This is a genomic window from Acinetobacter sp. YH12126, from assembly GCF_013418745.1.
GTDB lineage: Bacteria > Pseudomonadota > Gammaproteobacteria > Pseudomonadales > Moraxellaceae > Acinetobacter > Acinetobacter amyesii.
Window position 1 is genome coordinate 39,992 of record NZ_VPBM01000015.1, and the last position, 23,291, is coordinate 63,282.

Genomic DNA, 23,291 nt, shown 5'->3' on the forward strand with positions numbered 1-23,291 from the left:
TCACTCCACAAGATAAACCCGACCTTCGCGAACGATAGACTGATAAGTTTTCAATGGGATGGTGCAAGGTGCTCCACAAGGTTCACCGGTTTTAATATCAAAAGCACCAGCATGAAACGGACATTCCACTTCACAGCCATCAATTTCACCATCAGCCAATGAAGCATCACCGTGGGTACAGGTATCATCAGTGACATAAAATTCGCCATCTTCTAGGTGAAACACCGCCAATGGCGGATATCCCTCAATAATCACCTGTAAACCTTCACCCTGTTCAATATCGGAAGTCAGGCAAAGAAATTTTTCTGCAATATTGGCCATTTTGATATTCATTTGCTTAACTCCTCAATCGGTGAATCTGTCGCTTCAGGCCCCAAAGTGTGATAACCGCCATCAGCATGAATCACACTGCCGGTCAGCAGTTTCGCTTTCGGGCTACATAATAGGCTTAAGGCTTCAGCCACTTCTTCAGCATCGGCAATACGGCCTAGCACATGGAAACGGCCTGCAACTCGATCAGTTTTAGGACGGTCATTACCTGAAATCATCTGCATCGGCACCGACCAGGTCCATCCGAGGGATAAAGCATGAACACGAATACCATCAGCAGCCAAATCCAATGCCATGCTTTTGGTCAGTTGTTCTAAGGTTGCTTTAGAGGCTGGATAAACCCAACGCTCTTTTTGGGCAATGCGGGCGCTAACACTGCTAATATTAATGACAGCCCCATCATTGCTGGCCTGCAGCAATGGTCTACATACCTGTACCAAAGCTGCATGACCAAACACGGTCACATTAAATGTATTTTGCCAATCGTTACGTGTAGATTGTGAGCCATGATCTTCATACAGACAGGCCAAATTCACTAAAATATCTAGTTGATTTAGTTTACTAGCTAAAGCTTGAATGCTGTCATCACTGGCAAGATCCAAATATTCATAACGACTTTGGGTTTCAGCTGCCACCTGCTTGCCTTGAGTTTCGTTAATGTCAGCAATAATGACGTCCGCCCCCAAACTTTTTAATTCTTTGACTACTGCCTGGCCAATGTGAGTTGCGCCCCCAGTGACCAGAACCACTTTATTATTCAGATTGGTCATGAAACCTCCTTGTATTGTGGCCATTCGGTAAATTGCCCTTTGCAGAACAGTAATGGGCGTTGATTGCTATGTCGGCACTGTTCAATTTTCCCCAAGAAAATCTGGTGATCACCTGCTTCAATCTGCTGTTCCCGGCGGCAGATAAACTGCACTACGCAACCTTCCAGTAGCGGTGCTTTAGTAGTTTCAAGATTCCAGCTCCCATGCTGGAATTTGTCTGGAATTGGCTTAGCAAAATTGAGTCCGATTTCTTGCTGATCGGCTCCCAGAATATTGATGGCAAAGTATTCTGAATTTTCAAAAACTGTACGGCTTGGTGAATGATTGACTAGACTCCAGAGCACCAGCGCAGGATCAAGAGATACCGAGCTAAAAGAATTAATCGTAAGACCAACAGGTTGTTGCTGTTCATCTAGACAAGTGACAATCGCGACACCAGTGGCAAAACCGCCGAAGGCCTGCCGAAGCGCTTTAGCTTCAGCTAGGTCAACGTCCTGCCACAAAACTTCAGGCAGCTGCATGTTGAAACTCCTCACGTGACAGATATTCTTTAGCCCCTTCTGCACCATCTACGGCTGGCCAGAAACCGCATGGGTTGTTGAAATGCCCCATAAAGTCATCCGCAATCGCTTGGTTCTGCGAGGCTGCAGTTAATACTTGTAATAAGCTCTCACTTGGTGGATTTAACAATAGATTCGTGAATTCAGTCGTATAGCGACCTGACTTTTCCCAGAATTGCTCGAATACTTCTGTCATCCAATCTGCACTAAAGTCTTCATCACCTCGTGCTAAAATCGCAGCTAAATAATGCTCCACCATACGGGTTGCATTGTTTGCGCCTTGTCCTGCGATTGGATCATTTACAATGACAGTGTCTCCAATCCCCCAAATTTTTGCACCGTTATCTAAGGTTGCAACAGGATCTCGAACTTCTGGGCGGAATGCACCTTTGAGCCATGCGTTTGGATCACTTAATTCCATATTATCGACCATACGGAAGCTTTGATCTGGTGTTAATTTGGCAACCGCTTCTTTCATGCGTTGGACCATTTCTTCGCCAGATGTTACATCATCGAAGATATCCATTGGACCATTCGGTACACATTCAAATAAGAAACTACGACATGGACCATGCGTGTGACTATAGAACGGCATACTGAAGTATTCGCCTGCACCTGCAACAAAATTAAAATGCAAAGTCTGAGATGGTTGACCTTCCCAACTATTTGGACCACACAAATCATCACCGACTACGAGTGCAGCAGCCAATTTACGTGGCGGCGTTTGATGCACTGAACGTGTTTCATTGCGTTTGAATAGGCTCGTGATATTGCCCTTACCTGCTGCCAAAATTGTCAGATCATTTTCAGCACTAATGACTTGCAAGTCTTCTGGGCTAACATTTTGAATAACCAACTTGCCACCACGGCGTGGATATTCTTCTAACCAACGGTGATACTTGGTTCGCTGATCCATCGCGATACCCTTGTTCTGATGTAAAAATCCTGTAAGTGGCAATACAATTGAACCATCTGGACCACGGAAATCTACATGAATCGCTTGACCATGATGGGCTTTACCATCCCAGAAATTCAAACCAAGTTTACGTTCAAACTCTAATGTATTAGCGAAGAACATCGTGGTACTGACCATACGACCGTGTAACAATTCATCCGCAGGGCGATCTACATATAAAGTGACATCATATTTATTTTCGAGTAGCGAGAACGCGAGTAATAAGCCTGCTTGTCCACCACCGATAATTGCGATTTTTCTCATCTTGAATTCCCCTTAGGCCGTACTGATACAGTGCCTATATTGCTGTGTTCGGATAAGGTTGATTGAAGGTCAAATTCAATTCGACACGATCAAATTTCCATTCACCCTGCTCATTCCGACTTACTTCTGTTTTATAAAATCCACCTAAGCAACAGGTCGTTGCAGGTTTAACTTGATCTGTTGCGGCTGTTGTTGATTCCTCGGCTAAATTACAGACTTCCCAAAGCATCCATGACGCGTTTGCATGATTTTGATCAATGACTTCAATATCTGGCATCGCCATGATATGTAAGCTCCAAAGCACTTGTGCTTCTGCAATCTCTGACAATGCATTCAAGATATTTTGGCGTCCTTGATATTCTCCAAAACCATTTGCACACCATATGGCATCCTCATGAAATACATGCTGTAAAATGGCTGAATTGTTGCGCTGATCAGCCGCTGTTGCATAGCGACCGATCAGGCCACGAATCGCCTCGCAGGCCTCCAGATAATGCAAACGCTGTTCTAGATTGTGCTGGCTCATCAGACATTCCTTTAAACGTTAACTATGTTGCCTGTTTCATAAATGAAACGGTTTTCTTCAAATGCATACGGCACACCCACTGAACCTTTATAAAGCTCAATATGTGGAGCAACTTCAGCGAAACTCAGGCTTAACCAATACAATTTATGGAGATCTTCAGGCAATGTGCCTAAAGCGTATTGGTCAAGTGCTGCAAGGAGCTTGCGCATTTCAGGCAAAATAGCATCGTAAAAAGCTTGCAGTTCGGCTGTAGTCGAATTTAAGCGTGCTGCATGACGTTGTTTCGATGTCCCTAGAGCCCATTTCGCGACAAAAGGTTCTAAGCTTGCAAAGTCAGCAGGCAATTGTGAAATGATGTTTGACATGTGCATTCTCCTTATGCGCGATTTAAATATTGTTCAAGAACGTGGTAACCGTGACGAATCAAGATTTCTTCATCTTGGAGATGCATCACTTTTTTCGCTTTAGATTCAAGAGCTGCTTGAGTATCTTCCATTGTTGCAGTGTCTTCTAACCAAGCGTTACGTTGTAAGATTTGTGCAAATTCTTGTGCCCAACGCTCCGAATAAGTTTTCGCTTTAGGAATGTAATAACGACCTTCCCAACGTGTTTGGTTATGACCGACCGGCCAGAACTGATGGGTGAACCATACACCTTCAGTCACATGCACCAAGATATTCGGGAAAATGACAGATAATTCAAACGAGAAGTCATCACGATCATTTGGATTGACTGTTTTTGGTAACTGAACACGTTCATAGTGATTGACTAAAGAGGCACCTGTAATCTCGCCCGACAATGCTGCAGCAGGTTTTGGATTGGCATTCTTGGTCAGACACACTGCACAGGTACGGTGATCACCAAACAACTGTACTTCCTGTAGGCCTGAAGCAAAGACATTCGGGAAAGAGCCAGCATGAATGGTTGTAACGTGATAGGCTTCAGCAAATGCGTCATGAGCGACTTTCCAGTTACAATTTAATAAGGTGTTATAGGCAAAGCATTCTTCCATTTCATGGAATGGATAACCGCCTAAATGCTGTCCCATACCACCTAAGAATTCTTCTACCGATTGAGTGCCATCATTATCCAAATTGACGAAAATAAAACCTTCCCACACTTCGGTGCGTACTGGTGCTAAACCGTTATGACCTTTGTCAAAGCAAGATGTGAATTTTTCTTCTTCCGGTACGTTGACCAAATCACCTTTAGCATCGTAAACCCAACCGTGGAAACGACATGTCACGACTGCGGCTTTACTAGAACCAAAGGTTTCATTGCCTGTTTCCACCACAACTTTGTTACCACGGTGTGAACAAATATTGTGGAATCCACGGATTTCACCATCTTTACCATGCATTAAAATGACTGAGGTTTTAGCAAAATCTAAGCGTTTAACTTTGTAGTCACCTTTCTTTGGTATCTCTTCTACACGGCCCACTTTCAGCCAAACTTTTGAGAAAACTTTTTCAATTTCTTCCTGATAGATTTCTGGCGAAATACATGGTTCGGTTGGAATCGGCTCAATACCAAGTTCTGGATATAAATCGCCCCAACGGAGTTTTGCATTACTATTCATATGACATTCCTGTTCAAGTTTTCGTTTCTAAGTTTTAAGTTCAGTAAATTTCATGCTTATTTACGAACAGCGTTTGAAACACGCCAATCCAACGCCGATGACGTGATGAATTAAAGTTGGTAATGTTCGCGAACTAAGTTTGCGATCCCGAGTTTTTCTAAAATTGGCATTGGGCATAAGAAGGTTGCACGTACCATTCCTGGTAAACGACTGATTTCGATAGAGCCTGTGATGGTGCAACGGTTCATGACCTCATCCACACTTAAACCTGTGATTTTTGCCGCTCGATTTAAAGCATTGTCCGTTGCATCATTGAGGTTCTTACCTGTTCCCATAAATGTGATTGGACCACTTTCCTCAATTTCAGTTTGTCCCCAACGCGCACCTAAAGCTCTCACTTTTTCACGCTCTTCCTTGGTAAATGGACGTGCCATTGGTGGTAAGTCATCTGGTGCTTGAAGCAAAATTGGACCATCAATAGTTAAGCCTTTAATCACTTCCACTTGTAATTCTGTTTCGCCTGAAACGTCCGTGGCATGTCCTGCAATTTCACCATTGCCTTGTTGCGCATGCATATCCCCCATGTAGACACCTGCACCTGGTACTTTCACAGGACAAATCAAAATACAGCCTGGACGAATCGAATTGGTATCCATGTGCCCGTCTGTTTTGGCTGCGATAAGTTCTTCTTCAGTCATTCCGAATTTATGAGGTGCATCAATCAAATACTGACCAAAGTCGTGGCAGTTGTGAGAGTCTGGTAAGTCACGTGAAGGTGTCGTACCAATATTTCCGAGGAATGGACGCATATGCGCAGCAACCCCAGGCATATCAGCACGTGCAAGCGACAAGATTGAATGTTGAGCTGCATGTTCAGGCAGTGCAGAAAGCTCATTGGCATTGCCTGCTAACTTGTTGGCAATCTCTTGATTGACCGTCAAGCTCACTTTGTTTTCTTCATCCAACACAATCACATAACCATGTGAAAAGCGAAAAGCACTGACTTCTGCCCCACAGTTTTTACAGTGAATCGCATCTTCACCAATTCCTTCTACATAACTTGCTGGTTGCTCTGTACCACATGCTTCACAGTATTTCGCAACAAACGGATCGCCTTTATAACGCCCTTCAACAAATTGCATCACACCCGATGAGGTTGCTGTAGAAGTGACATGCATATCCTTAATCTTTAAAGCGACAGCATCACCTACCTCTGCACCTTCAATAAAAACAGGGAGTGTCACTTCATGGCCACCTTGGAATGCAGGTGTAATCATTGGACCCCAACAGCCAGGCGGTGTGCCTGTTTTTAACGTTCCACCATTTTTTAAAGGTCCCAGCATACGTTGGCTTGGTCCCACAATACCGCCTGAAAACTCATTCACCACTAAATAATCGACAGCTCCAGCACTGCCTGCTGCATATTCTTGATTCTCAATTTTCATGGCCTTACCTCTATATGCTTGCTCTAATGTTTAGGTAACAATGTTTTAAAATGGGATGGTGATATCAATTGCGAACTTCTGACCTTCTGGTCGGTTTTCAACATCAAATTCTTTTTGATATTTCGCTGCGATTGCATACCCTTTAGGGAATTGATAGCGAACTTGCGGACCTATGCTGGCTGCTTTAGCTTTAAAGTCACCTAAAACAGCACCTTCACCTGAGTCACCTTCAATCTGACGATGTACATAACCACCAACACCAACCGCCAAAGGTCCCATGTGTTTCGCGACTAAGTAATCGACATGCAAAGCGTTGCCCGATTCATATTTGGTATCCTTATTCTCGAAATTGATGTCGTACATCCACTTTGTACTGACTTCGATACCTTGTTTATTTAAGTATGTGGTCGAGATAATTGGTTGAATGGTGTAATAGTTACGTCCAATATTCGCGAGTCTATTTTTGTTGTAAGAGCCAACTGGAATATAAAAGTCGATACCTGTCGCTACATGCCAATCTCCTTTATGCCAACCCAATAAGAATGGATCGATAATGAGATCACCCATTGCCATGTGATCATCTTGACGACCACCTAATGTAAGATCTGCATGGGCATATACAAGGAATGCATGCATGCCCCATGTCGCGCCTAAAAATGTTTTGTCACTGACATAGACACCACGAGCAACTGTGGCAAAAGTATCAATTTTAAAATCATCAAATACTGGATGATCATTTTTAAATTTATCTGCGTTGTAGTATTGGTTATAACTGACGAGATACATCCCAGGTGGTGGCATTGCTCCACCAAAAAAACTCTCTGTTCCATCAGGATAAGCACTTCCGCCATTTTCAGCGGCAAGCGCTAAACTTGCACTACTGAAAAGACATGTGGTCAATGCCACTGTTTTCAGATATTTTCTTACCATTTACAGCATTCCCCTAATTTCTAAATTCTTTGTTTATCGGACTTTAAGCTCATGACTTAATCTAGACCTGAAACATGGCAGGAAAATATAAGGATGAATCTGTGCTTTTATCAGGCAAAAGCTAAGGAGTAATAGTCAAAATCGTGTAATGTGATAAGAAAAAAACTGACAGAATTTATAAGAATACTTATTTGTATAGGTAGATATACCTATGATTAGCAATGAATAACTGAACCACACCTGATTTTTTTGGAAATTATTTCTCCCAATAAAATGTCCAGATAAAACCCAAAACTTCTTTAAAAATTTTTTTAATCGTTTCGTGGATTCAAATCACAAGTGCGATACATTTGTAGTTAGTTGAAAAAGTTAGGTGTATTCATAGAATCATTAGACTTTTTCAACTCGCAATTGGAAAGCACACAATGAAGAAATACACCCAACTTTCTCAAGATGAAAGATACGAAATTTATGCCACTTTGAAAAGTAAAAGTTCAATCGCTAGCCTTGCTCGGGAGTTAGGGCGTTCACGATCAACCATCTACCGTGAGTTAAAAAGAAATACTGGGCAACGTGGATATAGAGCTCAACAGGCAGTGAAATTTGCAAGTCAAAGACGGTACCATCCTTCATCATCCATAACAGCATTTGCCTTCGCTTATATTGATTACTTAATTGGCTTGGACTGGTCGCCAGAAAAAATTTCAGGTGCTTTAACACAACGCTGTTGGCTGGATGTACCTTCACATGAGTGGATCTACCAACACATTTATCAAGATATATCACAAGGAGATAAACTCTATCTACACTTAAGGCATCAGAAGAAATATCGAAAACGAGGTTACAAAAACACGGATCGTAGAGGGCAAATCATTGATAAAAAAGTATTCATTGCCGAGACCAAGCCATTGATCAGCGAAAACGTTTAGGAGATTTCGAAGGTGATACGGTGATTGGTAAACATCTTAAAGGAGCTTTATTAACCCTCGTTGAACGAAAGAGCCTGTACGTACATATTGTTCATTTAGGGCCAACGAGAGAATCCTCAAAAACGATTACTTGTGCATTAGCTCGTTTGCGAATGAGCCATGCTTATAGTGTGACATTTGATAATGGAAAAGAATTTTCCGAACACAAAAGAATTACTGATGTCGGCATAGATACTTATTTTGCTGATCCTTACAAGTCTATTCAGCGAGCTAGAAATGAAAATACGAATGGTTTAATCCGGCAATATCTGCCAAAATCATCATCGTTTGATGACGTGTCAAACGATGAAATAGAGCAGATAGAATTTTCACTTAACCATCGTCCTAGAAAAACACTAGGCTGGTATATGCCAAGTGAAGTTATGGCTGGTTTTTATACTGTTGCACTTGCTGCTTGAATCCGCCTTTTTTATTATTAAGTATATGTTTTAAATTATTTATTTACTAACTTTAATTTTACATCAATTCATTGGCTTGGCCTGCATCAGTCAGATATTCTATACCTTTTCATACTTCAGAAGGTTGCAAGTCTAGATCTTAAATAGCCTTAAATAAATCTGAAACTAAACGCACTACCACCTGCTGAACACGCTGATCTACTTGACCATTGGCAGTATCTACATTAATTCTTTTCACTAATTTTTCGATGTTTTGATGGTTCTTACTCTTTTCCTTGAATAAGTGTGAGCTAAAGCAGTGAGACAGAATGATGTATCAACTGCTCTAGCAAAAAATTAGAATAATTGAATAGATTAAATATGCTTGAACAATGCTGATCTGGATTGGTCAGCGGCACCATCAACTGCACTTAAAAAACGTTCTGTATGGATATCGCGCTCAAATAATCGGCTTTGCATTAAGGTTGAAATCGCAGCGTCAATCATGAGTGGTGGACCGCACAAATAAGCTTTATGACCAGAACATTTATTTTCAAAATAATCTGCTACGGCTTCATGTACAAATCCGGTAAATCCCTCCCATTGGTCTTCGGGCTTCGGGGCATTCAAGGCTGGTATATAGCGGAAATTCGGATATTGTTTTACCCAACCTTCAAATATTTCACGGTTATAAAGTTCCGCAACATCACGTGCACCTTGGAATAAATAAATGGTACGGTTATCACCTTGTTCTAATAAATCTTGAATCATTGATTGGGGACTAGATAGGCCCGAACCACCTGCAATAAAAATCATATCCTTCGTATCAGACTTACGTACAAAGAACTGTCCATACGGTCCGGAAATTTCTAGCTGATCGCCAGTCTTTAATGATTCATGAACATAGGTTGTCGCTGCACCACCAGGGACTTGACGGATATGCAAATCAACAATGTCTTCCTCACTCGGTGAATTGGCAATCGAAAATGCACGTGTACCTTCAATTCCTGGTAACCGAATATTGATGTACTGCCCAGCTTGGAATTGCATTGGACGATCTAAGGCTAAACGCACGCCTTTAATCGTCGGTGAAAGCTCTTGAATTTCAATAACTTCAGCCTGAAAATCTTCGACTAGATAACCAAGGAAGTCTTCATCTTCATCAACATCGGCTTCAATGACCATATCTGATTCTGGTTTGCAGCAGCATGCTAGAACTTTATTTTCTTCACGCTCAATGTCCATTAATGCAAATGGAGAAGCTTCACCAACATCATAATATCCATCTGTCACCTGCACTTTACATGTACCGCAGGTGCCATGACCACAAGCAAATGGCAACCAGACTCCTTGACGTAATGCTGCATCCAAAATGGTTTGATCTTTTTCGACTTCGATGGTGGTTCCAATCGGGTCAATCGTGACTTGATAAATCATTTCATCGCTCCTTAAACATGACGATGCTGGTAGCCATCCAGCCCAGGTGTAATGAAGCGCAATAGTGATTTATGACCAATATTTTGACTTGCCAAACTTTGATCCAGTTTCGGTTGGAAAGGCTGACCATCTAACAAATATTCGACTTTTGACCAATCAATTTCAGTAAATTCAGGATGTTGATCGAAACCACCTTGTATCTGTTGATCAATTAAATCCTGAAAGCTTTGTTGTGAGGATGCCAATATGGCATGTGCCGCACAGTATAGGGTGTGATGATCCCATCCCACGTAAATCAGTATGTTGTCACCATAGTGTTTTTGTAAGTCACGTGGTTCAAAATCGTATTGGTTGTTAATTGCTTTTACTGGCATATCCCTAAACTCCTAAATTCCATGAGGAAGCCGGATAGCCCATTTTAGGGCTATCCCCAGCCCGTGACTTACGCCACACCTTTCCATTTTTTCCAGCGTACTTGATCTGGAGAGCCTTCAATGTCTAAGTTGTCTGCACCGACATTAAAGCGATAATATTCGCGTAACATCACTTCCAGATCAGGGCCACCACAGTTGCCTTGCAAAATTTGATTCACGGGTAACCACGCTTGAACATACTTTTCCGGTTCTCGTTCGAAAATGTCATGACAACCATCTGAACAAGTGTGATAACGCTCGCCCTTATAGACACTGCTGCGGTAACTGAACATGGTTTGGTCGCCATCCATTTCAGTAAAGGTCATCGGTACCTGACAGATTTGGCATAACTGTGGCAAGCCCGCACTATAGAAACGTTTACCTTCCGCTTCCATCTTACGTGCCAACTCCCAGCGTGGACGGTAATACTTGTCAAAAGTGTCTGGATATTTTTCTGACAGCCAATCCATTTCTTCATCAGTTGGAATCCATGTATGGAAACCGGCTGCATGTCCAAAGTTATAGAAAATCCACCATGCTTGATGCGACACGTGCTCTTTTTCTTTTTCAATGACTTCAGAGTATTTCGGCATACGAATGCCGTAGCGGCTCAGGTCTTTAAATAACGCACCACCCGCTTCTTCAAAATACGTTTCCCATGCCTCTTTCCATGACATAACTTTGTTTGGCAGCATGTAATCCATCATCATGCCAACAATTGACAGCAATCGAGTGCCACGCCAGAACCACTTATCAATCCACTCCTGTACGATAGGCACGTTGTCTTCATGCTGTTCCAGTAGGAATTTGACAATTTCCAGTCCTAGTGTCATATGACGAGCTTCATCTGACTGCGCGCTAAAGCCGAATGTGACGGTTGCCATATCGCCGTTATGGGCAGCACCAGACATGAAGGGTACAAACAGCAAGTTGGTCAACACATATTCAAAGGCAAAACTGATAGCCAGTAAGAATTCAAATGGGCCTGCAGAACGCGCATCTTCAAAGAATGATTTAGGTACAGATAAATACCAAACGCGGTCATGCATGTGTGACCAATCTTGGAAGCCATCAAAGAATTTGTTGTAATGGCTCATCGCATGAATCTGCGTTTGCACATGACGCAGTTCATCAATGGACTGCATTTGGGACGCAATACGTGCACCCACACCACTGAACTGACGTCCTACATGGGCATAACCTTGGAAGGCTTGATATTCCAATGGCGTTACAGCAGTTAAAAACAGTTTAATGGCATTTAAATAGCGTTCGTTGGTGACATTCAACTGACCATTATTTTGTGCAAAAGCATCAAAAATTGCGTACAGCTTTTTCTCTTTTTCTGCTTGATATTTCCAGTAGGCATCCATGGTTAGACGGAATGGATCTTCCCATTTCGACCAATCCGTAATTTTAATGCCTTCAAATTCTTCATAAGGAAATGCTTCTTTACGGTCTGCATAGGAAAATTCCCAGTCCAGATCACGCGTGAGTGCACGGTAACGGTCTTTGGCATTCAGTTTTTTGCCAATTGCATTAATTTTAGAATTCATACCTAAGGTCCTTTATTGTTTTGATATACCGCTTCAATGCGGCACATTGACGCTTACTATTTTTTAATTCCAGTGTAGACGGAACGTATCGTCATCTTCTTCAACGTTGCCGCCCAATGTGATCATGTTGAGCTGTAAAGATTGAATATCCCATTCTTGGCCCAATTTTTCCGAAACCGTTTCTGCACGAACAATCAGACCTTTTTCACTTTCTACGCGAATCATGGCCGGTAAATACTGAATGGTGGCGTCAGGATTATCTTCTTCAATCGCTTCAATGATGTAACGTGAGGTATCGTTATCTTGTAATGCCAAATACACTTTAGACATGCTGCTTCTCCTTAAGCCTGTGCCACTTGTTCGAGATCTATTCCAATTTTTTTACTGTGCTCCAGCAGTTTTTGTTCAGCTATATCTATTGCGTCACTAGCTAACGCTTTTTCAGCCCAAGGCGTAAATGCCGCTTTGACTTCTGTTAGGTATTCCGCTAGCCATTGACTTAACAATCGTTTATTTTCAATTGATTCTGCTGCCGCTGTTTTGAGTACGCTGTCTGACCATTTACGTAGATCTGTTAAGGCTTCATGCATAAATTCGGTAAGCATTGCAAGATCCCGAGCTTGATGATCTGCTAACCATTGATCAAATTGGGTATAGACCAGCTCAGTCATGAAACTGTCAATCACTAGGTTTTGTAATAAAAACAGCTTGAAATAGTCTTGTTCTGTCAGGCTTTGTTCACATAGCTTGCGTAAACCTTGCCATACAGGATCTTGCATCCATGCTTGTTTTGCAGGTGCTAGTGATTCACCAGTTCCACCATCTAAAGCCAAACCCACACGAGAGATATACTGCGCCATCCCGAGACGATCCATCGCCGCATAAATACAAGCCTGGGTCAGTACCGTGCCATAACCGTAAGCACTGCCTGACATCATGTGCAGGTTGGCAATTTGTTCTAGATGGCGGAATGGAATAAACAGCGAGATAACTTTTGTTCGGACTTCATCAGAAATATGTACAGCCAGCTGACGCTTCTCAAAAAAGTTAAAATTAGCTTCGGCTGTATCTTGTAAACGGGCGCGATGTTGCACATATGTCCCATAGTAAAACTGACGTGGATCTTTAAAGGCATACCAGTCCTGCATCACGATGGCAGTATGTGTTTTATCATTCAGGGTTTTCTCAGGTTTCCATAATGGTCGGTAATGGAAGTTAGTTTCAGCCTGAATATCAAAACTGACTTCCTGATAGCGGGTTGCAGGTTTATTACCAAAACGGCGTTCAATATAGGCATAACTCTGGCGTATTGGTTCAATACTAGATGTTTTAATTTCAAGTGACATGGCTATCTCCTTAAGCTATTTCTAAAGATCTTCTTGATCTGGGATATATCGCTGTGCATTGACTAAAGTGACTTCAGTCCCATAGCGCCATTTTTCTTCTTCCTCATCATTTCTGGTTTTCTGTTCTTCAGTCATCTCGACGACTTGATTGGTCTCACAAAACTGTATAAAAGCTTCACGAGGTAACACCAGTTCGACAAACAGACTTGGATCGTGAATGGCGAAATCAAATTCAATAAATTTGGCATTACGGTCACCCGTCACCCGGATATATTTGGTGAGTTGTGGCATCCCTATTTGATTTGTCATGACTAAGAATCCTTCTTGCTGGACAAATTCCCTTCCACATACATATATCAATTAGTGTGCCAACTTTTTAAGATTTTGATTTATATAAAATTTATTATATTGGATGTCTTTTTTGAAGTTTGATTTCATCAACTGATGAACACAATTAAAAAATATTCATCAAATGATGAAAGACTATTTTCTACTCTGTTTTTTATTCAATATCCATCTGGCATTTTCATGCACTTTATGTACAGTATGATGATATGCATAAATTTTTAGTTCGTTATTAGTACACAAGTAATGACAAAAGTGCTTCATAGGATATTGAGCACAGAATAAAATGAAGGACATTGCGCATGCAGCCATTTTTGAAGCCACAACAAGATATTCAGGACCTGATTGACCGGATTAAGTTCGATGCCGCTCATGGTCAGATTTGGTTTGAAGAAAATCGTATGTTGTTGCTACATACCGATATTTTCGGTTTTCTACGCAAAGACTTGCACGATATGCTGGGTTATGAGCCAGCCAAAAGGTTCTTTATTCGTTGTGGTTATCAGGCTGGTATGCGAGATGCCGAAGCCACTGCACAACTTCGTCCAGACCTCAATGAAACAGAGGCTTTTATGGCAGGACCACAAATGCATGGTATTCGCGGGATGGTACAGGTCGAAGTCAATACACTTCAGCTGAGCCATCTCAACCATGAGTTCTATGCCGACTTTAACTGGCGACATTCCTTTGAAGGTGAAGTTCACCTGAGCGAATTTGGTAAATCCGATGAACCTGCTTGCTGGCTACAACTTGGTTATGCTTGTGGATATAGCAGCTATGTCATGAGACAAACCATTATTTATCAGGAAACCCAATGTATTGCCCAAGGTCATGATCATTGTCGGATCATTGGTAAACCCTTAATCGAATGGGAAAATGCCGAAGAACTTGTACAATTTATGTCTCCTGACCCTATATCGGACGAAATCATTGCATTACGCGCTGAATTGAATCAACTAAAACACGATATTTATACTCGTGCCGAGGTCGACTACAGCATGTTTAATGCGGTCGGAGAATCTGCGGCTTACCGCAATGTCTGTGACCTCCTCAAAAAAGCGGCTGGCAGTAAAGTCGCCGTACTCCTGTCTGGGGAAACAGGTGTTGGTAAGGAGGCTTTTGCACGAGGTATTCACTATGCTAGTCCACGCAAAGATAAGCCTTTTATAGCAGTTAACTGTGCTTGTATCCCACATGACCTGATTGAAGCTGAGCTCTTTGGCGTAGAAAAGGGGGCTTTCACAGGAGCAGTCAGTCAACGAATAGGTAAATTTGAACGTGCCCATCAAGGTACGATTTTTCTGGATGAACTGGCTGAGTTATCCCCTCGTGCCCAAGCAGCCTTATTACGAATGCTGCAAGAAGGTGAATTTGAACGTGTAGGCGATTATCAGACCCGAAAAGTCGATGTTCGAGTCGTAGCTGCCACCAATGAAGATTTGGAATTAGCTGTCAAAGAGGGTCGATTCCGTGCCGATCTGTATTTTCGCCTGAACATTTTTCCGGTACGTATTCCGCCATTACGCGAACGGCGGGAGGACATTCCTCTGCTGGTCAGTCATTTTCTTAAACGCTTTGAAAATATCTATGACAAAAAATTTAAAGGTCTTAGTGACAAAGCCAAACATTACTTTATAAATTACAATTGGCCAGGCAATATCCGTGAATTAGAGAATGTGCTGGAACGCGCAGCATTACTCACAGATGATCAACAAGAGATTAAACTACGTGATTTATTTCCAGATGTTGTAGCCGCTGAGGCAATTAGCTATCGGGAAATATTCCCTTCCAAATCATTTAATTCACAAAAAATTGCAGAACTATTTACTCCTGACTTTTCATTAGAACATTATGAACAGCAGATTATTTTACAAGCCATGCAACAGACTCAAAACAATGTCTCTGAAGCAGCACGTATACTCGGCATTAGCCGGGCAACATTGGATTATCGCTTAAAGAAATATAGGGCCTTATCGTAAGGCCCTATATTTCATACCCAAACACCCTAAACTTATATTACTGCGTGCTTTTTTAACCGATATTCCAGTGCACTGCGTGTCATATTCAAATAGCGGGCAGCTTTGGAAACATTACCTCGGTATTTATTTAATGGCGTCTGTAAAATGGTCAATTCAACATATTCCATATCCACCTGTTCTGAGCTTTGCATTAGGTGCTCAATTAGCTGATTTAAATCGCTTTTAGTCACAATGCCCTTAATTCATTAAATTTCTGTTTATTCTGGCTTAGGAAATCCTGAATGATCTGTTCTTCCAGCATTAAATCTTCTAAATCAAGTGCCGTATTATTGGACAAAAGCACCGAACGTTCCAAGATATTTCTTAATTCTCGTATATTTCCCGGCCAGTCATAGCTGTTAAAAAAGGCATACACTCGGTCACTGAAGCCATTAAATGTCTTGTGATACTGCTTCTCAAAGAAGTGGATATAGTATTCAACCAGCAGATTGATATCTTCACGGCGTTCTTTCAAAGAAGGAATCAGAACTGGATAGGTAGCTAAGCGGTAATATAGGTCACTACGGAAACGGACCTCTTCCACTGCTTTTTTCAGGCTTTCATTGCAAGCCACCATCACTCAAACATTAGTTTTCCGGGTTTTCGTATCACCTAACAGCTCAAACTCGCCAGTTTGCAGTACACGTAGTAAAGTGATGTGTGCTGATAAAAACGGAAACTTTTACTTGGTAAATGGCTTTGTTGCACAAACCTATCTGTAACGGCTTTTCAGCGATATAATTTCCAAATGAAGAAGCCTACACACAAAATCTACCGCACAACCAATTGGCTCGCATATAACAGAGCTCTCATTAATCATGGGAATATTGCCATTTGGTTCGATCCAAAAACACAATGGTATGCAGAACCTCAAGGCAAACAAGGTCGAAGTCAAACCTACTCCGACATAGCGATTCAATGCTGTTTGATGATCAAATCTCTATTTAGACTCACTTTACGCATGGTTACTGGTTTTGTTCAAAGCTTAATTAAACTTTGCGGATTAGATTGGACAGCACCAGACTTCACGACGCTTTGTAGAAGACAAAAGTATATTGATATTCAAATTAGCTACCAGAAAAGTCGTGATGGGTTACACCTACTCGTCGACTCTACGGGTTTAAAATTTTTAGGTGAAGGCGAATGGAAGCGTAAGAAGCATCAGCCTGAATACCGTCGGCAATGGCGTAAACTTCATCTTGGTATAGATACTGAAACACTGCAAATACGTGATGTTCAGCTTACGACAAATAATGTCAGTGATTCACAAGTACTTGGTGATCTACTTGATCAGATTCCTCAAGATGAGCATATTGACTCCGTTTATACCGATGGTGCTTATGACACGAAGCGGTGTCGCCAGTTGATAGAGGTGGTTCCACTTGTTTGAACAACTAAAAGCGTATTTATAAGTGTTATTCTGCTCTAGTTAAGCCACCTTGTTTTGTTGCGGTAGCTGATCATAGTAAAACTCATTTGGTGTCATTTTGTCTAGACTCGAATGAGGTCGTTTCAAATTATAAAACTCAAAATATGCACTCAATTGCTTTTTCGCATCTGTGACACTGCTATAAGCTTTGAGATACACCTCTTCATATTTAACGCTCCGCCATAATCGTTCAACCATCACATTATCAATCCATCGACCTTTACCATCCATACTGATTTGAATGCCATTTGATTTCAATACATCAATAAATGCATCACTGGTGAACTGACTACCTTGGTCTGTATTAAATATTTCAGATGATCCATATTTTTCAATCGCTTCATTTAAAGCCGAAATACAAAAATCCACCTCCATACTAATCGATACCCTATGCGCAAGTACCTTGCGGCTATGCCAATCAATCACAGCACATAAATAAACAAAGCCTTTTGCCATAGGGATATACGTTATATCCGTAGACCACACTTGATTACTGCGCTGAATAGCCAATCCTTTGAGCAGATATGGATATTTACGGTGAGCTTGATTAGCCTGGCTTAAATTTGGTTTGCAATATAACGCCTGAATACCCATTTTCTTCATTAAAGTACGTGTATGACGTCGTCCTATATGATGCCCTTGACGATTCAACAAATCACGCATCATACGACTGCCTGCAAAAGGATATTGCATATGTAATTCATCAATACATCGCATCAGTTTCAGATCTGATGAGCTAACAGGTTTTAGGCGATAATAATAACAACCACGAGAGACTTTCAATAACTTAGCTTGTTTAGATACTGAAATCTGAAGTGAGTGGTCGATTAACTTTTGTGGTTGAAGCAGCCCAGTTTCTTCAACACACCTTCTAAAAATCAATTTCTAATGCCTGCTTACCGATTTTTACATGTAACTTTTTAAGATCAATGGGGGGTTCTGATGGAGCTTTTGATTGATCGAAAGCTTGTGAGGAAGCTGAGATCAATTGATTTTTCCAGTCAATAATTTGGTTTTGATGAACATTAAACTCAGAACTCAATTCAGCATGTGTTTTTTCTGCTTTGATCGTAGCAAATGCTACCTTAGCCTTAAAGTCGTTTGAATGATTTCTTCTTGGTCTACGTGCCATAAAATACTCCATATATTGATGTTTATAACATCATTTGAGGAGCAGAATATCAATTATAGGAGTTGTTCAAATTTCCGGATCCATCTCTGTTGAAATGAACGTTCAATATAACTGTTTTACTAATTAAAGTTATAAGTGGTTTCTTGAACTAAGAATAGCCGATAAAAGTGTAGCAAGTTGCTACACTCCTAGATAATATCCTTTCCGAAAATTTCATTTAGACGATCCTTGATGTCTTCCACAAATTTACTATCAGTTTTCAATTTATTTTTCATTTTTCTCTTAAAGTCACTTAAGCTCATTCCAACTTCAGCAAAATCCATTTGAAATAATGAATCATTGATAACAACGTTTGCTTGAGAGTCTGTGAGGCAACCTACAGTCTTAAACCACTTTTCAAGCTGTAAATAATTAGCATCATCATTAAAAATATACCATGAACGTACAGTGGTATCGAATTTTGCACCTAGATCTTTTACCTCAGCATTATCTTCAAATGGAACATCTAAGTAGATCTTTAATTTTTCGGCCTTTTTATTTTCAATTACAGGCTTTTCAAAACCACGATGATGTAGTTTAAATTTTACGCCTATAATAGGGCGTCCTTTTTTAATTGTTTCATATTCTAACTGTAGATCGGTGTTTTCATTAATTTCAGCTACAATTTTATCTAATACATAACGTCGAAAATCGACCCAACGGTCATATTTAGTTTCATTTATATCAATTAGAGCTTTGAGATTCTCTAATAATAATGGAACTTCGTAGATTTCTTGAGTTTTAAATTTGAATTCATTTTTTATGAAATAGGTATAAAGACTCATACTTGCAACTGAATCTAGAGCAAATAAATGTTTTAGTTGGTATGTCGTAAAATTACCACCAGCTAATTGAGTAAAGTAAGGTAATACTTCACTTGTAAATCTGATTTGAAGTGCATTCTTTGAATCATCTTCCCATCTTAACTCACGGATAATAGGGACAACCGAGTGAACTCTTTTAGTCTTTTTCTTTATATCATCTACAGGTTCTTCAATTACAAAGTGCGCCACACGGGATGAAAGTTCTTTGTAAATTCGATCAATGGCTACATTAATTGAATTTCGTTTACTTAATCCCAGTAATTCAGCTAAATCATCTTTATACAGATAGATGTATGTTTGTTCACTAATTTCTTTATCGATATGATTCTTCTCACCGTAATTGGCAACAGCCATCGCATATAAAAGTGCTTTATATTCATTCGCTGACAATTCAATAGGTCGTATCAAACGATTGCTAGTACTTACAACCCCATTGTGACGAATATTACCTATGCAGTACGGGATTGAATCCAGCTCTTCTTTGTTATGGCTTAGTTCTGACATAAAGTGTATTAACTATTTTAAGTGTGCTTAACTTGATTATGCATGTTATATAAAAAAGTGGAAAAAGATTCAACAGTTTCACCTAAAAAACCTAAGGTGGAATACTTGTCACCAAATTTAGGTAAAAATCCATTAAAGTGGAAATATATTTTTAAATTCCACTCTAAGATGACAAACACTCCACTTTTAGATGTTTTTGATTCTTTATAGAAATACGGATTGATGAATAAACACCCATAATGGATTTTAAATAATCAATTAACCTATTTCGATATGACAAGTTTTCCACCTTTAAAAGCGCAGATCACTGAAAAAAATATCGAGTTTAGTTATAAGAACAAAATATCTGCATTCTAGGGTGAGTGCGTGAAATTCTTTCCACTCTTAGATCAATGAATATATCAAAAAATGGTGTAGTAAAAAAAAGCCTTGCAACTTTATCCACAATATTATTTTTGTAAGTGATTTTTTTTCCACTCTTACACTTAAATTTATTAAGTTATCAACATCATAAATAATTGTTTTATATATGTTTTAAATAATAATACATATATTTTATAATTAACAGTGAAAAACATTCCACCATAGTGACAAATACTCCACTTTTAAGTGACAAATACTCCACTTTACAGTGACATATATTCCACTTTTAAGTGATCATCTTTCCACTTATAGAAGACAACTCTTCCACTTTAAGATGACAAACCCTCCACCTTAAATTCCATATCATATTGTTTTTAAATGTAAAATATTGACTTAATTATTAATTAACTTAATTATTAATTACTATTAATTATTAATTAAGCTAGCTATATAAAACTTTAAATTTAAAATTGCTTTAGCGTTATACAAATGAATGTTTTAAATTTAAAAGGTGTAGTAACTTAGCCCAAAGTTATTTATATTAATAGTAATTGTAAATATAGAATGATTTGACAAGTATGTCTGCAAAAATTATTGCTGTTGCGAATCACAAGGGTGGTTGTGGTAAAACAACAACAGTTGTTCATTTAGCCTCTGAGCTAGCAAACTTAGGAAAAAAAGTGCTTGTGATCGATTTAGATCCTCAAGCAAATGCTAGCTTGCATATTGGTTTAAAACATCCAAGTGAAGTTGGAGTAACAACCGCTGAGTTATTAGTAGGTGATGTCTCATTACTTACCGACGCTTTAGAAGAAGATACTAATTTTGATAATGTTTCACTAATTTATGGTTCTCTCAATTTAGGAAAAACAGAGGACCAATTAAAAGAGGATGCACCAAGACCATCAGAAGAACTCACTACAAAATTAGAACTTTTAAAAGATCTTTATGATTTTATTTTAATTGACTGCCCTCCAAGTTTAAAACTATTGACGAGTAATGCTTTAGCATCTTCAACACATGTAATTATCCCGATTGAATCTGGCTCACAATATGGTCTATATGGTGTTACAGACTTACTTAATCATTTAGAAAAAATAAAGCGAATCAATCCGGAGCTACAATTATTAGGTGCACTACTTATTAAGCACGATGAGAGACAAAATGTTTGTAAACTCATTCGTGATGAAGCATTTAAGCAAGTGGGCTATATTATGCAAACGACTATTCCACAAAGTACAAAAGTAAATCAAGCCGCAATTATGCAGCAGTCTTTACTTAAGCTAGACAAAAGTGGAAAGGTTCGAAAGGCTTTTGAAAGTTTAGCTAAAGAAGTTTTGGCTAAAGTTAACTGATTGAGAATTTTATGGCAACTGCAAAAGAACTTTTAGCTCAAAAGCTGAAACAAAATACTCAAAAGCATCAATTAGCTCAAAAAGATAATATCAAGGAATTAAAGGAATTTAGACGAAATGTCCCCATTGAAGACATTTCACGGAGTCCTTATCAACCGCGTAGAAAATTTGATGAGCAGGAAATCAAAGAACTGGCTGAATCGATCGATGAAGTTGGTTTGTTGCAACCCATCACTGTTCGCAAACTTGAAAATTTAAAATTTGAACTGATTGCAGGTGAACGTCGATTACGTGCGCATGAAATTCTAAAAAAATCGACCATTGAAGCAATTATTATTGATGCAAATAATGAAGAGGCTTCACTACTTACACTAGCTGAAAATTTAAAACGCCAGGATTTAACAGACTTCGAAATCTATATTGGTCTAGTAGGCTTGGATGAAAATTTAAAGAAAAATAAACAACGTTTAGCGAAGTCTTTAGGCTTAAATCGTGAAGACATGTATAAATATTTATCTTTTGAAAAGTTGCCTAAAGCCATCTTGAATGATTTGGTAAATGAGCCCCAGTTATTAGGTCGAACTGCTGCAACAGCTTTTAAAAAATTTCTTGCAGATCACGACGAAATAAAACAACGTGCTGAAAAAGCCTTGTTAACTGTTTGGACAAAAGTAAAGAATGGCCAACTTGAGCAAACTAAGGCTGTTGCACAAGCTACGAAATATCTAGTTCAAGATAATAATGACTCTCCATCAACATCGCTTGTAAAAAAAATTGAATATGCTGGAAAAGTTGCTGGAAATATTAAATTTAATGATAAGTTATTAAAGGTTTCTTTAAAAATTTCTCATTTTGATGATGCTAGTTTGGAAAAATTGGAAAATCTATTGAAAGAGTTGGTAGAGAAAAATCAAGAAGTGTAGCAACTTGCTACACTTCTTTTCTTTAAAATATGTCTGATAGTATAATCTTGGTGATACCTAGTAATAAAATTAATGTTAATTAAAAACAATTTTTTTATAATATATATTTATAAAAGTTAGATGCTGTTGACATTTGTTGTATAAAAAATAGTGAGAAAGTAAAATTCAATCGACAAACCACATTCCTTCTTGTTATGTATTACAACAATGCTGGCGCATAATCAATGGTCTAAGTCTTTAAATTATTATCAAATGATGCAAAACTAGAATAGGTTTCTATTGATGCATCTCATATGCGAGTGCATCAACATACGACCGGAGTGAAAGACCAAGCTATTTCTAATAACGTTGGTGGAAATAGTTCTAAAATCCATTTAGTTGTGGATGCGGATGGAAATCCTACTGAATTTATTATTAATGATACCAAGACCCATGATTTGAAAGTGCATCTGATTTGTTTGATGTTTTGGATTTAAAGGAAAAAGAAATATTGTGTGCAGATAGAAGTTATAATTCAGAATTATTTAGAGAAAAATTGAGAAAACTGAAAACAAAGCAACATACTAAAGAAATGTAAGTCTGAATCTAGTAATCAACATATGGATTGGTGTTTATATAAAATCAGGTATTCAATGGAAAATGCATTAACAAGATTAAAAATATTTACGAGGAACTGCCAATCGGTATGACAGGCTAATGCGAAACTATGAAAACTTCGTTGCTTTAGCCTGTAGCTTTATCTGGTTACCATTATGAAATGTCAACAGACTCTAAATTATTTTTGGTTTTGTTAGAAATAGATTGATCTAGAGTTGGTCACTAAAATCATTCTAAAATTAAAAAATATAGCTTATAGTGATTAGCTTCGATTATATGCAAATTATA

General features: G+C 39.3%; 22 protein-coding genes and 4 pseudogenes. 6 read left to right on the forward strand and 20 right to left on the reverse strand.

From position 1 onward, the window contains the following. The 9 genes from FTU62_RS11620 to FTU62_RS11660 form a co-directional block, all read right to left on the reverse strand. Positions 1-333 carry a non-heme iron oxygenase ferredoxin subunit gene (locus FTU62_RS11620; RefSeq protein ID WP_180079182.1) on the reverse strand — a complete coding sequence of 111 codons (333 nt, stop codon included), beginning with the start codon at positions 331-333 and terminating at the stop codon, positions 1-3. Then, a complete protein-coding gene (locus FTU62_RS11625) occupies positions 330-1,100 on the reverse strand; it encodes an SDR family oxidoreductase (protein ID WP_180079181.1) in 771 nt (256 codons plus the stop codon). The genes FTU62_RS11620 and FTU62_RS11625 overlap by 4 nt, the downstream gene beginning before the upstream one ends. After that, positions 1,097-1,621 carry a flavin reductase family protein gene (locus FTU62_RS11630; RefSeq protein WP_180024911.1) on the reverse strand — a complete coding sequence of 175 codons (525 nt, stop codon included), beginning with the start codon at positions 1,619-1,621 and terminating at the stop codon, positions 1,097-1,099. The genes FTU62_RS11625 and FTU62_RS11630 overlap by 4 nt, the downstream gene beginning before the upstream one ends. Beyond that, the gene (locus FTU62_RS11635; RefSeq protein WP_180102737.1) at positions 1,608-2,879 is read right to left on the reverse strand and encodes a styrene monooxygenase/indole monooxygenase family protein; all 1,272 of its coding nucleotides are present in this window, start codon (positions 2,877-2,879) and stop codon (positions 1,608-1,610) included. Before FTU62_RS11635 ends, FTU62_RS11630 begins: the two co-directional genes overlap by 14 nt. A gap of 34 nt (positions 2,880-2,913) precedes the next feature. Further along, a complete protein-coding gene (locus tag FTU62_RS11640) occupies positions 2,914-3,405 on the reverse strand; it encodes a nuclear transport factor 2 family protein (RefSeq protein ID WP_180102738.1) in 492 nt (163 codons plus the stop codon). A gap of 11 nt (positions 3,406-3,416) precedes the next feature. After that, a complete protein-coding gene (locus FTU62_RS11645) occupies positions 3,417-3,770 on the reverse strand; it encodes a hypothetical protein (RefSeq protein ID WP_180102739.1) in 354 nt (117 codons plus the stop codon). A gap of 11 nt (positions 3,771-3,781) precedes the next feature. Beyond that, positions 3,782-4,984 carry an aromatic ring-hydroxylating dioxygenase subunit alpha gene (locus tag FTU62_RS11650; RefSeq protein ID WP_180102740.1) on the reverse strand — a complete coding sequence of 401 codons (1,203 nt, stop codon included), beginning with the start codon at positions 4,982-4,984 and terminating at the stop codon, positions 3,782-3,784. Between the two features lie 110 nt (positions 4,985-5,094). Then, a complete protein-coding gene (locus FTU62_RS11655; RefSeq protein ID WP_180102741.1) occupies positions 5,095-6,429 on the reverse strand; it encodes an acetamidase/formamidase family protein in 1,335 nt (444 codons plus the stop codon). 45 nt (positions 6,430-6,474) lie between these two features. Continuing rightward, on the reverse strand, positions 6,475-7,359 hold the full coding sequence (locus FTU62_RS11660) for a transporter (protein WP_180036995.1): 885 nt from the start codon (positions 7,357-7,359) through the stop codon (positions 6,475-6,477). 425 nt (positions 7,360-7,784) lie between these two features. Here FTU62_RS11660 and FTU62_RS11665 point away from each other — a divergent pair. Continuing rightward, positions 7,785-8,746: pseudogene (locus FTU62_RS11665) on the forward strand (IS30 family transposase). Positions 8,747-8,858: 112 nt separating this feature from the next. On the opposite strand, the pseudogene FTU62_RS17440 reads toward FTU62_RS11665, so the two are convergent. From FTU62_RS17440 to FTU62_RS11695, 7 genes and pseudogenes are all read right to left on the reverse strand, one after another. Next, positions 8,859-9,053, reverse strand: a pseudogene (locus FTU62_RS17440) (hypothetical protein); the annotation flags it as partial. A gap of 47 nt (positions 9,054-9,100) precedes the next feature. Then, positions 9,101-10,162 carry an NADH:ubiquinone reductase (Na(+)-transporting) subunit F gene (locus tag FTU62_RS11670; RefSeq protein ID WP_180102742.1) on the reverse strand — a complete coding sequence of 354 codons (1,062 nt, stop codon included), beginning with the start codon at positions 10,160-10,162 and terminating at the stop codon, positions 9,101-9,103. Positions 10,163-10,173: 11 nt separating this feature from the next. Next, entirely contained in the window at positions 10,174-10,536 is a 363-nt protein-coding gene (locus FTU62_RS11675; RefSeq protein ID WP_180102743.1) for a phenol hydroxylase subunit P4, read from the reverse strand. A gap of 68 nt (positions 10,537-10,604) precedes the next feature. Next, a complete protein-coding gene (locus tag FTU62_RS11680; RefSeq protein WP_180102744.1) occupies positions 10,605-12,128 on the reverse strand; it encodes an aromatic/alkene/methane monooxygenase hydroxylase/oxygenase subunit alpha in 1,524 nt (507 codons plus the stop codon). A gap of 63 nt (positions 12,129-12,191) precedes the next feature. Further along, complete coding sequence (locus FTU62_RS11685) at positions 12,192-12,458, reverse strand: MmoB/DmpM family protein (protein WP_179998393.1); 267 nt, start codon at positions 12,456-12,458, stop codon at positions 12,192-12,194. Between the two features lie 11 nt (positions 12,459-12,469). Then, complete coding sequence (locus FTU62_RS11690) at positions 12,470-13,474, reverse strand: aromatic/alkene monooxygenase hydroxylase subunit beta (RefSeq protein WP_180102745.1); 1,005 nt, start codon at positions 13,472-13,474, stop codon at positions 12,470-12,472. Positions 13,475-13,495: 21 nt separating this feature from the next. Further along, on the reverse strand, positions 13,496-13,765 hold the full coding sequence (locus tag FTU62_RS11695; protein ID WP_180027867.1) for a phenol hydroxylase subunit: 270 nt from the start codon (positions 13,763-13,765) through the stop codon (positions 13,496-13,498). 356 nt (positions 13,766-14,121) lie between these two features. Between FTU62_RS11695 and mobR the strand changes: the two genes are divergently transcribed. Continuing rightward, a complete protein-coding gene (gene mobR, locus FTU62_RS11700; protein WP_180102746.1) occupies positions 14,122-15,798 on the forward strand; it encodes a phenol degradation transcriptional regulator MobR in 1,677 nt (558 codons plus the stop codon). Positions 15,799-15,830: 32 nt separating this feature from the next. Here mobR and FTU62_RS17625 read toward each other — a convergent pair whose 3' ends face one another. Further along, entirely contained in the window at positions 15,831-15,989 is a 159-nt protein-coding gene (locus FTU62_RS17625) for a helix-turn-helix domain-containing protein (RefSeq protein WP_180102747.1), read from the reverse strand. A 35-nt stretch (positions 15,990-16,024) separates the two neighbouring features. Further along, positions 16,025-16,414, reverse strand: a complete 390-nt coding sequence (locus FTU62_RS11710) for a sigma 54-interacting transcriptional regulator (RefSeq protein WP_306670176.1) — start codon at positions 16,412-16,414, stop codon at positions 16,025-16,027. Between the two features lie 171 nt (positions 16,415-16,585). Here FTU62_RS11710 and FTU62_RS11715 point away from each other — a divergent pair. Continuing rightward, positions 16,586-17,206: pseudogene (locus FTU62_RS11715) on the forward strand (IS5 family transposase); the annotation flags it as partial. A gap of 60 nt (positions 17,207-17,266) precedes the next feature. Here FTU62_RS11715 and FTU62_RS11720 read toward each other — a convergent pair. Next, a protein-coding gene (locus FTU62_RS11720) for an IS3 family transposase (protein WP_180102749.1) occupies positions 17,267-18,410 on the reverse strand; the annotation gives its coding sequence in 2 pieces (ribosomal slippage) (positions 17,267-18,143 and positions 18,142-18,410; 1,146 coding nt in all). A gap of 176 nt (positions 18,411-18,586) precedes the next feature. Next, on the reverse strand, positions 18,587-19,765 hold the full coding sequence (locus tag FTU62_RS11725) for a replication initiation protein (RefSeq protein ID WP_180102750.1): 1,179 nt from the start codon (positions 19,763-19,765) through the stop codon (positions 18,587-18,589). A gap of 941 nt (positions 19,766-20,706) precedes the next feature. Between FTU62_RS11725 and FTU62_RS11730 the strand changes: the two genes are divergently transcribed. The 3 genes and pseudogenes from FTU62_RS11730 to FTU62_RS17630 form a co-directional block, all read left to right on the forward strand. After that, on the forward strand, positions 20,707-21,483 hold the full coding sequence (locus tag FTU62_RS11730) for a ParA family protein (RefSeq protein WP_180102751.1): 777 nt from the start codon (positions 20,707-20,709) through the stop codon (positions 21,481-21,483). An 11-nt stretch (positions 21,484-21,494) separates the two neighbouring features. Beyond that, on the forward strand, positions 21,495-22,406 hold the full coding sequence (locus tag FTU62_RS11735; RefSeq protein WP_104442427.1) for a ParB/RepB/Spo0J family partition protein: 912 nt from the start codon (positions 21,495-21,497) through the stop codon (positions 22,404-22,406). A 233-nt stretch (positions 22,407-22,639) separates the two neighbouring features. Beyond that, a pseudogene (locus FTU62_RS17630) lies at positions 22,640-23,162 on the forward strand (IS5 family transposase); the annotation flags it as partial. Positions 23,163-23,291: the final 129 nt, after the last annotated feature.